This window comes from Anaerobacillus sp. QJM3NY_32 (assembly GCF_056173645.1).
Genome location: NZ_CM149684.1, coordinates 1,344,776 through 1,358,922, shown reverse-complemented (window position 1 = coordinate 1,358,922; position 14,147 = coordinate 1,344,776). Strand labels below are relative to the sequence as shown.

The 14,147-nt window shown below is 41.7% G+C and carries 15 protein-coding genes and 1 riboswitch; of the genes, 1 reads left to right on the top strand and 14 read right to left on the bottom strand.

Going from position 1 to position 14,147, the window contains the following annotated elements:
• Window positions 1–33 precede the first annotated feature (33 nt).
• The 14 genes from cysI to AC0VYH_RS07265 all read right to left on the bottom strand — a co-directional run bounded on the left by cysI (window position 34) and on the right by AC0VYH_RS07265 (window position 13,351).
• Window positions 34–1,743 carry an assimilatory sulfite reductase (NADPH) hemoprotein subunit gene (gene cysI, locus AC0VYH_RS07330; RefSeq protein WP_475367033.1) on the bottom strand — a complete coding sequence of 570 codons (1,710 nt, stop codon included), beginning with the start codon at window positions 1,741–1,743 and terminating at the stop codon, window positions 34–36.
• A gap of 24 nt (window positions 1,744–1,767) precedes the next feature.
• On the bottom strand, window positions 1,768–3,591 hold the full coding sequence (locus AC0VYH_RS07325) for an assimilatory sulfite reductase (NADPH) flavoprotein subunit (RefSeq protein WP_475373579.1): 1,824 nt from the start codon (window positions 3,589–3,591) through the stop codon (window positions 1,768–1,770).
• 163 nt (window positions 3,592–3,754) lie between these two features.
• Window positions 3,755–3,866, bottom strand: a riboswitch (SAM riboswitch).
• A 159-nt stretch (window positions 3,867–4,025) separates the two neighbouring features.
• Entirely contained in the window at window positions 4,026–4,403 is a 378-nt protein-coding gene (locus tag AC0VYH_RS07320; RefSeq protein ID WP_475373578.1) for a hypothetical protein, read from the bottom strand.
• A gap of 55 nt (window positions 4,404–4,458) precedes the next feature.
• Window positions 4,459–5,277, bottom strand: a complete 819-nt coding sequence (locus AC0VYH_RS07315; protein WP_475367030.1) for an ABC transporter ATP-binding protein — start codon at window positions 5,275–5,277, stop codon at window positions 4,459–4,461.
• 46 nt (window positions 5,278–5,323) lie between these two features.
• The gene (locus AC0VYH_RS07310; protein WP_475373577.1) at window positions 5,324–6,178 is read right to left on the bottom strand and encodes an MBL fold metallo-hydrolase; all 855 of its coding nucleotides are present in this window, start codon (window positions 6,176–6,178) and stop codon (window positions 5,324–5,326) included.
• A gap of 179 nt (window positions 6,179–6,357) precedes the next feature.
• The gene (locus tag AC0VYH_RS07305; RefSeq protein WP_430241332.1) at window positions 6,358–7,284 is read right to left on the bottom strand and encodes a type II secretion system F family protein; all 927 of its coding nucleotides are present in this window, start codon (window positions 7,282–7,284) and stop codon (window positions 6,358–6,360) included.
• A gap of 3 nt (window positions 7,285–7,287) precedes the next feature.
• Window positions 7,288–8,247, bottom strand: coding sequence for a type II secretion system F family protein (locus AC0VYH_RS07300; RefSeq protein WP_475373576.1), 960 nt, complete (start codon window positions 8,245–8,247; stop codon window positions 7,288–7,290).
• A 1-nt stretch (window position 8,248) separates the two neighbouring features.
• On the bottom strand, window positions 8,249–9,580 hold the full coding sequence (locus AC0VYH_RS07295) for a TadA family conjugal transfer-associated ATPase (protein WP_430241329.1): 1,332 nt from the start codon (window positions 9,578–9,580) through the stop codon (window positions 8,249–8,251).
• Window positions 9,581–9,593: 13 nt separating this feature from the next.
• Window positions 9,594–10,775, bottom strand: coding sequence for a CpaE/TadZ family protein (locus tag AC0VYH_RS07290; RefSeq protein WP_475368757.1), 1,182 nt, complete (start codon window positions 10,773–10,775; stop codon window positions 9,594–9,596).
• Window positions 10,772–11,335 carry a Flp pilus assembly protein CpaB gene (gene cpaB, locus AC0VYH_RS07285; RefSeq protein WP_475367026.1) on the bottom strand — a complete coding sequence of 188 codons (564 nt, stop codon included), beginning with the start codon at window positions 11,333–11,335 and terminating at the stop codon, window positions 10,772–10,774. The genes AC0VYH_RS07290 and cpaB overlap by 4 nt, the downstream gene beginning before the upstream one ends.
• 26 nt (window positions 11,336–11,361) lie before the next feature.
• Window positions 11,362–12,258, bottom strand: a complete 897-nt coding sequence (locus AC0VYH_RS07280; protein WP_475367025.1) for a pilus assembly protein TadG-related protein — start codon at window positions 12,256–12,258, stop codon at window positions 11,362–11,364.
• Complete coding sequence (locus AC0VYH_RS07275; protein ID WP_194220946.1) at window positions 12,258–12,632, bottom strand: TadE/TadG family type IV pilus assembly protein; 375 nt, start codon at window positions 12,630–12,632, stop codon at window positions 12,258–12,260. The genes AC0VYH_RS07280 and AC0VYH_RS07275 overlap by 1 nt, the downstream gene beginning before the upstream one ends.
• Window positions 12,629–13,129 carry an A24 family peptidase gene (locus AC0VYH_RS07270; protein ID WP_475367024.1) on the bottom strand — a complete coding sequence of 167 codons (501 nt, stop codon included), beginning with the start codon at window positions 13,127–13,129 and terminating at the stop codon, window positions 12,629–12,631. The genes AC0VYH_RS07275 and AC0VYH_RS07270 overlap by 4 nt, the downstream gene beginning before the upstream one ends.
• A gap of 60 nt (window positions 13,130–13,189) precedes the next feature.
• The gene (locus AC0VYH_RS07265; RefSeq protein WP_194220944.1) at window positions 13,190–13,351 is read right to left on the bottom strand and encodes a Flp family type IVb pilin; all 162 of its coding nucleotides are present in this window, start codon (window positions 13,349–13,351) and stop codon (window positions 13,190–13,192) included.
• Between the two features lie 417 nt (window positions 13,352–13,768).
• Here AC0VYH_RS07265 and AC0VYH_RS07260 point away from each other — a divergent pair, with 417 nt between their 5' ends.
• Entirely contained in the window at window positions 13,769–14,110 is a 342-nt protein-coding gene (locus AC0VYH_RS07260) for a DUF192 domain-containing protein (protein WP_475368755.1), read from the top strand.
• The last annotated feature ends 37 nt before the right edge of the window (window positions 14,111–14,147 follow it).

Genomic DNA, 14,147 nt, shown 5'->3' with positions numbered 1-14,147 from the left:
CGCTGATGAACTTCGGGCTTCATTTCGATATAACTAGCTATGAAAATCAAGTCCTGATCGCACTTCTTCAACATATCCTGCTCGAATCACATAATCACCGAAATGCTCATCTACCTCTTTTTCTTTCGCATAGTTAAATAGAATCGGTTTTAATGACGCAAGGATTTCTTCTTCGCCAATGTTTTCTTTATAAAGCTTGCTGAGACGATCCCCAACGAACCCTGCTCCCATGTACATATTGTACTTACCAGGTGCTTTCCCAATAAAGGCAATCTCCCCAAGCGTCGGACGTGAGCAGCTATTTGGACAACCTGACATGCGGATCACGATTTCTTCTTCTCTCAGTCCCGCTTCATCCACGATCTCTTCAATCTTATCAATGAGAGAAGGTAAATATCGCTCTGCTTCTGCCATCGCTAGACCGCATGTTGGGAACGCCACGCAAGCCATCGAATTACGGCGCAGTGCTGAATTTTGTTTCCCATCTGTAAGACCGTATGTTGCCACAAGCTCATCAATCTCTGCTTTCTTTTCTTCTGATACATTCGCTATAATGAGATTCTGGTTCGGCGTTAGTCTGAAATCTCCTTCGTGAACCTTTGCAATTTCACGAAGCCCTGTCATAATCTGATAATCTTCTAAATCCACAATACGACCATTTTGGATAAAGAGCGTTAAATGCCATTTGCCGTCACCCTTCACCCATCCATAGCGATCACCATTATGATCGAAGTGATAAGAACGAGCTTCTTCTAGTTCATAGCCCAGTCTATTATTCAATTCGTTCCGAACCCAGTCGAGTCCTCTTCGATCGATCGTATATTTGAAACGAGCGTTCTTCCGCTCTGACCGATTGCCATAATCCCGCTGAATTGTAATGATTTTCTCAGCAACATCAACAATCTTTTCGGGTGTACAAAATCCAATCATTCGGGATAGCTGAGGATACGTACTTGTGTCTCCATGCGTCATACCCATGCCGCCGCCTACCGCGACATTAAATCCTTGTAGCTTGCCATCTTCAAGAATCGCAATAAAGCCAAGATCTTGTGAGAAAATATCCACATCGTTTGATGGAGGGACAGCGACCCCAATCTTAAACTTTCTTGGCAAGTAATGTGGGCCATACATCGGCTCAATTTCCTCTTCTTTTCGATCAAGCACTTTTTCTTCATCTAACCAGATTTCATGGTACGCTCTCGTTCTCGGTAAGAGATCATCGCTTAACTTCCGTGCCCATCCATGCACCTCGGCATGAATATCCGATTGATAGGGATTGGCATTACACATCACATTCCGATTCACGTCACCGCATGCCGCAAGAGAATCCATCAGAACCTGGTCCATTGCCTGAATGCTTTTTTTCATATTCCACTTTAAGATCCCATGCATTTGGAACGTTTGGCGCGTCGTTAGCTTTAACGTCCCATTTCCGTATTGATTCGCAAGATCATCCATTACTAGCCATTGCTCTGGGTTAGCTACTCCACCAGGTAGTCGCACTCGAACCATAAACTGATAAGCTGGTTCAAGCTTCTGCTGTTTTCGCTCCTGACGAATATCGCGATCATCTTGCATATAGCTCCCATGAAATTTTAATAGTTTTGTATCTGCGTCTGGGATGGAAGCGGTGATGGGATCCGCAAAGCTTTTCACAAGCGATCCGCGTAAGTAATCACTTTCGTCTTTGATTTTCTCCATTTCACTCGGTTTGCCGTCTTCTGTTACCGTCTTTTTCGACATGATCAATCTCCTTCCCTGATGCGCTTAGTACACATCGCGCTGGTAGCGTTTCGCGTTACGTAGATCTGCAAGATAAGCTTCTGCTTCTGACTCACTGAAATTCCCCTGTTGCTCTAAGATGTTAACGAGTGCCACGTGAACGTCTTTTGCCATATACTTTTCATCTCCACATACGTAGACGTGCGCACCCTCTTGCAGCCACTCGTATAGTTCTTTACTTCGCTCGAGCATGCGGTGCTGAACATACACTTTCTCTTCTGAATCACGAGAAAACGCCACGTCCATACGAGAAAGCACCCCATCTTTCAACCACTTCTGCCATTCGACTTGATAAAGAAAGTCTGTGACAAAATGCTGTTCACCAAAGAATAGCCACGTTTCTCCACTTGCGCCACTTTCTTCTCGCTCTTGTAAGAATGCCCGGTACGGCGCTACGCCAGTACCTGCGCCTATCATAATGATAGGGGTGTCAGGATGATCCGGAAGTCTAAAGTTTTGATTTCGCTGCACATATACTGGGAGTGTATCCCCCGCTTGTGAGCGCTCTGCGCATTGGCCAGAGCATACGCCCGTACGAGCTCGACCATGTGCATCATACCTTAGTGCCCCAATTGTGAGATGAACTTCATCTGGATTTGCCTTTGAACTGCTTGCGATCGAATAAAGACGAACCGGAATTTTGCGCAGAACGTTTACAAACTCCTGTGCCGAGACGGTCCACGGTCCGTAGTCCTTCACCAAATCAATTAAATCTCTACCGTAAAGGTATGTTCTTAGTTCTTCGCCTTCCGCTTCAACCATGCGCTTAAGCTCAAAACTTGATGTCAGCTCTGCAATCTTCTTGAGCAATGGCTTTGTGAGACTCGTAATCTCATATGTTTTCGTTAAAGCTTCTTCAAGTGGCTGAACGTCACCCTTTTTGTTCACCATAACCTGTTCTTCTCGCTTCCAGTTCAGTTCATCGATTAGCTGACGGACAAGAGCAGTATCATTCTCCGGGTAAATACCAAGGCTATCACCCGGCTCATAATCAAGGTTCGATCCTTCAAGATCAAGCTCAATGTGCCGTGTTTCTTTATTCGATCCACGTCCATTCAAATTAACATTCTCAAGAATTTCGGCTTTGAATGGATTCGTTCTGGAATACGTCTGATTCGACTCATCAGGTTTTGTTTCAGAAGTCGATTCTCTCGTAGACTGATCTTCTTTCAATACTCCCGTCACGCCTTCGAACCACTCTTCTGCCGGCTCTTCGAAATCAAGATCACAATCTACACGAGGATAGAGCCTTGTTGCACCTAATTCTTCAAAGCGCTTGTCAAAATCTTTCCCGGTTTGGCAGAAAAATTCATAGGAGCTATCACCAAGTGATAAGACTGAGAATCTGAGACCATTTAATTCAGGGGCTCTCTTACTTTGAACAAAGTCATGGAAGCTTAACGCATTATCAGGAGGATCGCCATCTCCGTGGGTGCTTGTAATCAATAATAAATCTTCTACTTTTTTAAGCGACTTTGGCTTAAAATCATCAAGCGATGAAAGGGTAACGTTGTATTTCTCGTTTTCCAATCGCTCAAAGAAAGATTCCGCTAGTGACTGACAATTGCCAGTATGTGAGCCATAGAGAATCGTAAGCTCACGTGTTTTTGCTTCTTGTTTAGAGAATGCTTCTGAAGCAGAAACACCTTGAGCAACCGTCTCAGTAGCTGCCGCAGCTTCAGAGCTACCTGGTACGGAAAGGTATCCGCTCAGCCATATTTTCTGCGTCTCATTTAATGTTGGTAAGAGACGATTTAAAAGCTCCGTTTGTTCTTTGTCAAAAGGGCTATTCACAACCTGTAACTGCAATACTATCCACCTCACAATACTCAAATTTAATTCAATGTAATTAAAGTAGTTTACTCGGAATTAATAGCAAATTAATTCGTCTGCATTCCCCCTAACCCATTCAACACAAAAAACCTCTCTTCTCAAAACATAAGAAGAAAGGTTTGTAAGTACGAAGCCAGTCTTCTTATCTTTCAGGATAAACCTGCTGGATTTGGCACAGTATGAGATGAAGGATCATCTCATCGGTTGCCGAAGCTTCATAGGGCCAGTCCCTCCACCTCTCTTGATAAGAAATGTTGCTATCAAATTGTATATGACAATGATTGGTTCAAATGTTATCTCGAGATCGAATAAAAGTCAATATATTATTAGAAAATTATCATCATTCAATTAACTAAATGGCGATAACACCAGCCATCTTCATGAAAAATAATCCAAATGATTCAGGTCTTTTATCCCTGCCGTTGTCCCTCTTGTATCCTATTCCGCATGCGCATGAAATCAATCGTATTCGCCATGACAAGAGATAGAATCATAAGAATCATCAACCAACTGGAGTAGTCAAAAGGCAGCACCAACAAGAGAAAAGCTATGAAAGAAAAAACGCAGGAGCGAATGACATGATCTTTAAATGTGACGTTAACTTTTTTCCCACGTTTCCATTTCAACAAGTTCACCGCAATACCAAATATCGATAGAAGCATGCATATGACATACGCCCAGAGTGGAAGGTCGTAACTCACTATAAAAATGGTAGACGATAGAAACAGCGTCAATACCGTATATCGAATCGCAATTTCTTTATGGGTTAGCGAAGCAAAATCCTTCAATACATACCTCCTTTTGACGATGAACGAATTTGGCCATTTTTGAGATACACGGTCCTTATGCAGATGGATAAGCTGGCTTCATCTCATTTGAAATCACCTGAACCCAAGGTCGCTCTCTGTTCCACGTCACTTCTAAAGGGACGCCCATACTTTTACTAAGATGTTCAGCTGTTAACACATCTTTCTTCTTGCCATTCACTGCAATTCGACCATTTTCCATAATCATAGCGTGAGTGAATACGGGACAAATCTCCTCAATATGATGAGTGATATACAATATGGTTGGACCCTCTTCCTCTTTTCCAAGGCGTTCAACCTGAGCTAATAACTGTTCGCGTGAATACAGATCAAGTCCGTTGCACGGTTCATCTAGAATAAGAAGCTTTGGCGAAGACATCAAAGCTCTCGCTATCAGGACTTTCTGCTTCTCACCTTGAGAGCAAATTCGAAAAGGTTTACCGCGTAAATGAGCAATACCCCATTCCTGCATCATCTTCATCGCTTGCGATTCTTCCTGTTCCGTCACCTGCTCATAAAGTCCAGCTGAGGCAAACTTCCCGCTAATCACAACATCTGTCACTTCCTGCATCGGAGAGATACGCTCAGTGAAAGCGTTGCTCACCCAGCCAATAGATTTTCTAAGTTCACTCAAATCAGTTTTTCCAAGACGATACCCCAATACTTCAACGACGGGATCATAGCGAAGCAGTGGCCAGATCGAGCCGTGAATTAACTGAAGTAGTGTCGTTTTACCTGATCCATTTAATCCGATAATGGCCTGATGCTGGCCTTTCTCTACGGAAAAAGAAATATCGGATAAAATCATCTGTTTCTCACGTGTGTAATAAGCATTTTCTACATGAATGATTGCCATACATCCCACTCCGTTCTTTGAAGAAAGTCATTCCAACTAGCGCTTTTTACATCGTATACCCGTTAGCAAATTCTTGAATCACTTCAAGCTCCTCTTCGCGTGAGTCTCTGCCAACGTTATGCTCATACAACTTTTGCATACGTGTAACATCACCATTGCACTCCTCAGTAATAGAAGCAACAGCACGTAAAAGGTTCACTTCGTTCTTAAAATCCTCCTTAGAGATTGCCTCCCCGTGTGATAAGATGAACCATTCTGCCTCAAAGCTTTCTAACTGATCAAGCAGTCGATTTGTTATGTTAACAGTGTAGTTGACTTTTTCTGAAAAAATATCAGGATAAAAGCAGTCTCCAAGAAAAAGGATTTTCTCTTCCTTCATATAAATCACAACCGAATCAGCCGCGTGATCGCCCCCAACAGGCTGAAGAATACACGTGACACCACCAAGATCAATCTCCATTTTCTCACCAAACGTTACATCTGGTAGCGTAATCGTAATGTCTCGAGAATCCACAAATTCCTTCTTGATCGCATTTGCACAAAATTCAATTTCAGTGCCTTCTTTCACCCGCTCATCCAACTCATCATCAGACCATCCTAATGGAATAAGCTTACTAATTTCCTCTTTCGTCTGATGCGAGGATAAGGAGACAGCATCTTTCAGCGCTGATAGTCCAAAGATATGATCCCAATGCCAATGAGTGAGCGCGACCATGTCCGGTTCCTTGAATCCTTTTTCCGATAGTTCTTTTAGAAAATAACGAGCATGGTCCTCTGAATTCCCAGCATCGATCATCAGAGACTTTCTATCTCCAATCACCATTCCTAGAATCGGTCGGTCCGTTTCGGAAACTGGTGTTTGATAGTAAAAGCGATTGCCAATTTGTTTAATCTGTTGCATTTATTGTCCTCCTTAAAATACAAACCTCGATGAAATTTCTTATTTCCATTTTATCATTTTGAAGTTTTGTATTCGTATTTTTTCTACTACATACAAAAATAGACACCTCCAAATGGAAGCGTCGTTTAGGAAAGGTGATTTTTTCGCATTGCAGTAGAAATGGAGGTGTTCGTCTTCTCTTAACCAAAGCCATCCACGACGATTTTCACTACCATCGGTCCAAGGATAATGATAAAGAGGGGTGGAAAAATAAAGAGAACCATAGGTATGAGCATTTTCACTGGAGCTTTCATCGCTTGCTCGCGTGCTCGTTCACGTCTCTGTTCACGAATGCGTGCCGTAATATTTTTAATAACTTTTGACATTCCGATTCCAAGATGATCGGCTTGAATAATCGACATCATCACACTTTGAAAATAATCTGAAGGAACACGTTTTTTCAGATTATAAAATGCTTCTCGTCGCGATTTCCCTCGCTTCATCTCATCTAATGCCTGACTAAACTCATCCGCAAGTGGGCCAGACTTTCTTGCACATACATTTTTGATCGCCCCTTCAAGTCCTACGCCTGCTTCAAGAAGTAGACTTACCATATCAAAGAAATCGGACATTTCCATATCGATTATTTTAACGCGCTGCGTTTTTTTCTTCGCTAGGTAAAACAAAGGATATCGATAAAATAAGAAAACAACCCCAAGTGCTAATACAAGTGTCATAGAAGCATTTCCATCCGTCACAGGCACCATAAGCAAGTAAGTTAAGAACCCTCCACCGATGCTGAGAAGAAGTTGAATAAGTCGGAATTCAACTGCCGAACGGTTTCCATATCCAGCCTCATGGAGGAGCATATCTAACTTCTTTCGATCCTTTCTTGCAAATGTTTTACTCACCTGTTCAATACCCATTCCCCAATATTTACGAAGTAGTGGATGGTAAGATCCACTTTCTCTTTTTTCGGTTTTACGTTGAATTTTTTCTTCCTTGCCAAAATAGTGCTCAACGCGAGATTCAAGAGCAAGTTCTTTTCGATAAACGGTTTTAAGAAGGGCAGCAATAAACAATACGAAACAAACCATCGTACAAAGCATAAACAGAATAGCAATCATTGGTTACACCTCAATCCGAACAATCTTTTGAATTAAAAACCATCCGATGAATAGTGAAATCGCCCCTGTTACTAGAAGAAACCAGCCCAATGGATAGGTAAGCATTGGTTCAAGGTATTCAGGACTTACAAAATAGAGGTAGATTCCCATCACAAGAGGGAGAGCAGTAATGATCCAGGATGATAACTTTCCTTGTGACGTCAGCGTCTTTAGTTCTTCGAGAATCCGGATCCTCCCTCGAATAGTATCTTCCATCGTATCCATAAGCTGCGCCAGGTTCCCACCACTTTTACGTTGTGCGAGAATAGCTTGTATAACAACTTCAAGCTCTTTATTTGGTAAACGTTCTAACAGGCTTTGAAACACGGTTTCCATAGGTATACCCATTCCAATTTCACGAACAGTACGATCAAATTCTGGACCAATCGGATCTGGCATTTCCTTCCCAATGAGTTGCATCGTCTGCACGAAACTAAACCCTGCCCTCATCGAGTTGGACATCGTACCAAGCGCCTCAACAAGCTGATAGGATAGTAGCTTGATTCTCTTCTTTGCTTTAATCGTGATATAGATACCAGGAATAATAAAACAGATCAAAAGCGATAGAATGCTAACAAACCATGGTACACCAAGGACATAGAGCAATCCAGCCACTGCCATCGCACTTAAAATGCGAATAACAAAGAACTCTTCTGCTTTTAATGAACTTCCCGATTGTTCAAGAGATTTCTTTGTTTTTTGGCTAAACTGTATGCCAGAAAATGCTTTTGCAAATGAACCAATCCATTTTCTAAATGTTTCATTCTTTTGCTTTTCCTTAACCTCAGTGACAGCGACGGCCTGTGGGATAAACCTCTTAATACGCTCATTGGTTTTTTTCTTTCTCATAACCCCTTTGGAAATCAAATAAAAGAGTAAGGTCACTGAAACAAAAATCACTACAAGGAGAACCCAATCATTCATTTCACCACACCTCTTTAAACCAAGATGATGAAATCTTGTAGCCATTTTGTTCAAGAAGTTCTGATACATTCGGTCTTACCCCGGTTGTTTCAAAATGCCCTTCTACGCTACCATCGCTGTTTCGTCCCGTTTCCTTATAAACAAACAAATCTTGAAGAACAATGATGTTTTCTTCCATACCAATCACCTCGGTAATACGGGTGATCTTCCTCGATCCATCCTTCATTCTAGCCTGTTGAACAATAAGATCCAGTGCATTAGCAATTTGCTCTCGAATGGCTCGTAAAGGTAAATCAAACCCAGCCATCAGCACCATTGTTTCAAGTCGTGACAACATATCTCTTGGTGAATTGGCATGTCCTGTACTAAGACTGCCGTCATGCCCTGTATTCATCGCCTGAAGCATATCAAGCGCCTCCGCCCCACGGACCTCACCAACAACAATTCGATCAGGTCGCATTCTCAGCGCATTCCGGACAAGCTCTCGAATCGAAATCTCCCCCTTGCCTTCAATATTAGGAGGCCGCGATTCTAATGAAACAATGTGCTCCTGAGATAAGTTCAACTCCGCTGCATCTTCAATCGTTACAATTCGCTCATCATTCGGGATAAAGGAAGAAAGCACATTAAGTGTTGATGTCTTTCCCGAGCCGGTTCCCCCGCTAATAAAAACATTTAATCTCGATTGAACACAAATTTCTAGAAACTCCGCCATGTCTTCACTTAGAGTCTGATAATTTATGAGATCGTGCATTTGAAGAGGCGTAGCAGAGAATTTTCTTATCGTAAGGGACGGCCCTGTCAAGGAAAGGGGTGGAATAACGGCATTTACACGTGATCCATCAGGAAGTCGCGCATCTACCATCGGAGAGCTTTCATCGATTCTTCTTCCGAGAGGAGAAACAATTCGTTCGATCACACGACTTAAATGATCATCATCGCGAAAAGTTAGAAAGCTTTTCTTCAATTTTCCATACTGTTCATAATAAATGGCCTCCGCCCCGTTCACCATCACTTCTGAAACAGTGTCATCTTCCAATAAAGGCGTAATCGGCCCATACCCGAGCAATTCGTGCTCTACTGATTCAAGTATTCGTTTCTTTTCTTCAAAGGTAAGCCTTTCAGCTTCGTTATCTAAAAAGAGCTTCCCCCACTCTCGAATTTTCTTCGATTCTTCTTCAGCTTGAAACTGGTGCTTTTTTAGTTCATCTAGCAAAAAAGCTTGCAATTTCGTTTCTACTTGCTTGTATTCAACCGTATTCACGATCGGCACTTCTTTTCGTTCTTCAACTATTGATGACTCTTCTTCAGCATATCGTTTGAAAAGTGACAACGAAATTCCCCCTTCATCGACTCAGAGCGAATCGTTTTGGCTTTTTCTCTACTTCACTACTAACAGGTATTAATTGAAGCGCAAGGATGAACATACCTTTAGAAAAAGCATTCCGCCCATTTTTCATCACTAGTGGAAGACCTTCATTAATCGTTGTAGCTATGTGTACTCCTTGGTCTGGCAACGAAACATAGACTGGCTCTTGAAGAATGCTTTCCATTCGCTTCGCTTCTATGACGCGGTGCTTGGAGTCTCTATTTAAAATAATCTTAACCTTCTCATTTAGTTGTAGGGATTCCAGCATATCCAAGTAAAGTTTCGTATTTCTTAGTACTGGTAAATCGCCCGTTGTGACTAAGAGAATATCATCACACAGCATAAGACTTTTGAGATGAATCTCGGAAATGTACGTAGGGGTATCAATCAGAATAACGTCATAGCTTTTACGTAGTTCACTAACGGCAAGCTCCAGATGCTCCTCGGTTATGATCTCAAAAAATTCCGGTCTAGGAGGTGTGGAAAGAATGGCAACACCACTTGAATGATGCGTTAAATAATTTTCAATTCCATAGCGTTCTCGCTCAACCCCCTCCTTTACCCATTCATAAACCGACCTTTTCGGCTTCAAGTCCACGTACATCGAAACATCTCCAAACTGAAAATTCGCATCTAAAATCACTACGCTCTTTCCGTCTTTCACAAAAGCATTTGCTAGATTGACAGATAATGTGGTTTTACCAACCCCACCCTTAGAACTACATATTGACATCACTCGACTATTTTTCTTTTGGAGATGAGGATGAGTGTTTCCTTTCTGGTCAGCACGTTGTTTCACAAATGTTTGTGCTTGGATGATCACTTCATTGACCTCTTCTGAATCAGAAGAATACGTTAGCATATTTGAAGCTCCAACTCGCATCGCTTTTTTAGTATTTTCCATATTTTCAGGTACGATAATAATCAAATAGGTGGAAGGGAATTTAACTGAAATTTCCTGACAAAGATCATATACGTTGTAAGTCGTATTAGCTTTAAGAAAAAGAATAGAATGAGGCATTCGCTCAAGCTGATGAAAAAGATCCTCTAACAGTTGAAAGCTTTTTAAAGTATGACTCTTCTTCATAAGTAGCGCTTCTAATTCATCTGCACGCGCATTTGTGTCAGAGTAAAAATACCAGTTTAGGTCCATTGTCATTCATTCTCCTTATAAACCTGTCTTGTTTCTTTTAGTCCTTCTTTCACTGTTCCATCATCTTCACCATTCCGTAACATGAGGTAAAATCCGTCCTTATCCTTAGCGGCTAGACTTAAGCTCACTCCTTGCTCAGGTGTGACTTCAAGAGTGACTGTTTCATAATGGAGAGCTTCTTCCATGGTGTCAGGCGCCTTACCTGACGTTAGTACTTTTACACTTTGCAGTATAAGGACCGCAGATTTAAATTCCTTCTTTTCTTCATCAATCTTTGTTTCATAAGCAATGACATCAACGAAGTCATCCGGCTGTACATAACCTGAAACTCCGCTCGCTAATTCAACATTTAGCGAGATCGCGCGATGTCCCTCGCTCACTTCAACCATTGAATTCGGTATTTCTCGCTTCGAAATCGTCGTCTCTGCCGCAACCTCAGGTTCCTCTACTTTCTTAACCTCAGTTTCTGCGTCTGTAGTTAGATTCGTGAATAGGGCAACATACACAATGATTGTTGCGAATGCTCCAAATACGATGGACCACATCCAAATTCTTTTTGTTTTCATACCCTTCTCCCTCACTTCTCTTCAACCTATTCAACCAGCTTCACGCCATATAAATTACCCGGCCCAGAGCCGCCTATTTCTCCAGTAGTAACAACCTTTTTAAATTTGCCAACAATTCGCTTCGGTTCATTTAATCGGTCAATCCAGTAAGCTGCTAATCCGACAACCTTAACCGTCGACTTTCCATTCACGCCATCCCATGAATCAATAAGCGGAATGATAACGATACGCGCACAGGAATAATCTGCTGTGGCCGCTGCCTGACATTTTGTTTTTCCAGCATCCTTACTAATGAGTGTTTCAATCGCGTTCTTGACTGGCCCCCATTTTTGCCCGGGTTCTGTTTGGACATTCGTCCCAACTTCAAGCTCTACACCGTTGATGATATTCTCAGCTAAACCGCTTGCCCCATTACTGTTGATATCAAGGTACCCACAGTTCCCGTGATGCTTTCCAGTATTTTCGCATTTTAACTCTGTCTCATTCGGAATAGCGGTATGTTCGATCGCAATAGGTGTAACGCGCTTAGCAGACTTCAACAAACCGACCTCAGCTTTGGCTGAAGCTTTGACTGAAGCTTCTTGGATCCCAAATACACGTGCAAACGTCATCGGAACAATCGACTGTTTTGATACTTTGATCGACTGACTTGTAATCGTTAGATCACCATCGTCGACTGGAAATGTATTTTTACTAGCAAGTTCCTTTGCAATAGAAGCAGCACTTACCTCACTCGTTAACAATCCTTGAGCCCCGGAAAGTGCCGCTGCATCCATCGCGTTTTGAAGAATTCTTTTCTCGTGATATAGTCGCCCAACATCGATGACCATAGCGGTTACGCCAAGTAAAACGGTTAAACTCAGCGCTAGCATAACGGCCACATTCCCTCTTTCATTCGTGAAAAAGAAGCGAGTCTTTTTCATCACTCAACCCTCATAACAGTTGAACTGGATAAGGTAATCGGTCCGGTTACGCTTGAAACAACTGGTGTAAGAAAACGAACCGGATAGGTGATCGTAACAGTCACATCACTTCCTGAAGATTTCGCACCACCTGGTGAAACCGCTACCTGACCAGAAGTGAGGTGTATACTGGAGGCGCTCGAAACTGCCGTAGAGACGATCGTCGCATCGTTCTCTCCGATGCTTGCCGTCCTTGCCGCTTCTCTACTTGCATGGTCAATCGCAAGATACGTATGAAAAATACGACCAAAATCGATAATGCCAAACAAAAGCATTACAAGAACTGGAAGGACAAGCGCAAACTCTACCATTGATTGACCTTTTTCAGACCTCATGTCATCCCTCCTAAAAAAGCAGCACACAAGGTTCCGAACGTAATGGCTACGCCGTAAGGATAGGTTAGATTGCTTTCTTTATTAAATTTATAACCTTTCAGATTCATCAAAGAATATAGCGTATAGGTTGGAGATTTGATGAACTTCCAAAACTCCATTCTTTTCATAATTAAAATAAGACCAATTACTCCACCAATTAATGCTGTATAAAAAAAAGAGTGAAGAACAAACGAAGTGCCCGTTAAGGCGCCAATCGCCGCAAGCAACTTCACATCTCCCGCCCCCATTCCCCCTAACAAATATGGAATCAGAAGAAGTGCGAATCCGACAAGAAGTCCAGCACCACTAAATAGAAAACCTTTCCAACCAAGAGTTAACGTGTAGTAAAATAAACCAATTCCCATTGCAGGGAATGTAACGATATTTAAAATGCGTCGTTTGCGCACATCCGTTATAAATGAAATGAGTAAAACAATGCCCAGGATACTGTATAGCATCGCAGTCCCTCTTTGCTTTTAAATTTGGCCCCACTTGGGTAAGTGGGGCCATGATTTTACTTATAACTTTCCAGTTACAGTGTCTATCACTTCATCAATCTTAATACCTAACGCTTTAATCCCAACAATAGCCACAACCGCTACCCCAGCCAAAATCAATCCATACTCCGCCATACCTTGTCCTTCTTCTTCTCTTACGAATTGTCCCATTTTCTTCAACATTCTTATTTCCCCCTTAGAGTTTTGTTTTAGTCGTTATATTTAAGAAATCATAAATACCTGCATTCAAGAAACTGTTTAGTAGTAGAAACCAGTTACAATAGATGATCGCGAAGTGACTTCAGTTAACCTCCTCTTGCTCTAAGAAAGCAGCTGACTCTTTTCATCCTCTGGTTCCCCCTTTCAAAACGGCGAACATTATCTAAAGTAAGATTTTGTTCACTATAGTGTCTATTAATTATTAACTTGTTCTTTTTATCGAACAACCTTAATTACATAATAGTTCGTTATAGAGAATTTGTAAAGTCCTTTTTTAGATTTTTTCTTGTTTTTACAATTTTTATAGTAATATATTCGTTATTGAGTATTAAATAGACATCTATTATAGTATAGATAACGTCATAATTTAGGAGAATAGTCATGTTGGAGAGTAATAAAGGTACACTATATCGAACACTTCCACTGAGAGTGCTGAAGGCTGATACTTTTATAAAAAGACTAAAAGGACTCATGTTTCGAAAAACGCCTCTTCAACACGAGGCGCTTCTGATCACGCCTTGCAATTCCATTCACATGTGTTTTATGTTCTTTTCGATCGATGTTGTCTTTTTAAACGAAGAGAACAAGGTTGTAAAGGTTGTTCAAAGTCTTAAACCCTGGGGTTTTATAGCACCGGTTAAAGGGGCAAAGACCACTCTTGAATTACCGAAGGGATCGATTGAAGAACATGCGATTAAGTCTGGTGAATTTCTGAAACTTTAAATCTATTTAAAAAGCGACAGTACCCTTCCAGGCACTG

Bases quoted from the DNA above. Each gene is read 5' to 3' on its own strand.
- cysI (WP_475367033.1), bottom strand. From the start codon at position 1,743: ATGTCGAAAAAGACGGTAACAGAAGACGGCAAACCGAGTGAAATGGAG.
- AC0VYH_RS07315 (WP_475367030.1), bottom strand. From the start codon at position 5,277: ATGGCAATCATTCATGTAGAAAATGCTTATTACACACGTGAGAAACAG.
- AC0VYH_RS07310 (WP_475373577.1), bottom strand. From the start codon at position 6,178: ATGCAACAGATTAAACAAATTGGCAATCGCTTTTACTATCAAACACCA.
- AC0VYH_RS07305 (WP_430241332.1), bottom strand. From the start codon at position 7,284: ATGATTGCTATTCTGTTTATGCTTTGTACGATGGTTTGTTTCGTATTG.
- AC0VYH_RS07300 (WP_475373576.1), bottom strand. From the start codon at position 8,247: ATGAATGATTGGGTTCTCCTTGTAGTGATTTTTGTTTCAGTGACCTTA.
- AC0VYH_RS07290 (WP_475368757.1), bottom strand. From the start codon at position 10,775: ATGACAATGGACCTAAACTGGTATTTTTACTCTGACACAAATGCGCGT.
- cpaB (WP_475367026.1), bottom strand. From the start codon at position 11,335: ATGAAAACAAAAAGAATTTGGATGTGGTCCATCGTATTTGGAGCATTC.
- AC0VYH_RS07280 (WP_475367025.1), bottom strand. From the start codon at position 12,258: ATGAAAAAGACTCGCTTCTTTTTCACGAATGAAAGAGGGAATGTGGCC.
- AC0VYH_RS07275 (WP_194220946.1), bottom strand. From the start codon at position 12,632: ATGAGGTCTGAAAAAGGTCAATCAATGGTAGAGTTTGCGCTTGTCCTT.
- AC0VYH_RS07270 (WP_475367024.1), bottom strand. From the start codon at position 13,129: ATGCTATACAGTATCCTGGGCATTGTTTTACTCATTTCATTTATAACG.
- AC0VYH_RS07265 (WP_194220944.1), bottom strand. From the start codon at position 13,351: ATGTTGAAGAAAATGGGACAATTCGTAAGAGAAGAAGAAGGACAAGGT.
- AC0VYH_RS07260 (WP_475368755.1), top strand. From the start codon at position 13,769: ATGTTGGAGAGTAATAAAGGTACACTATATCGAACACTTCCACTGAGA.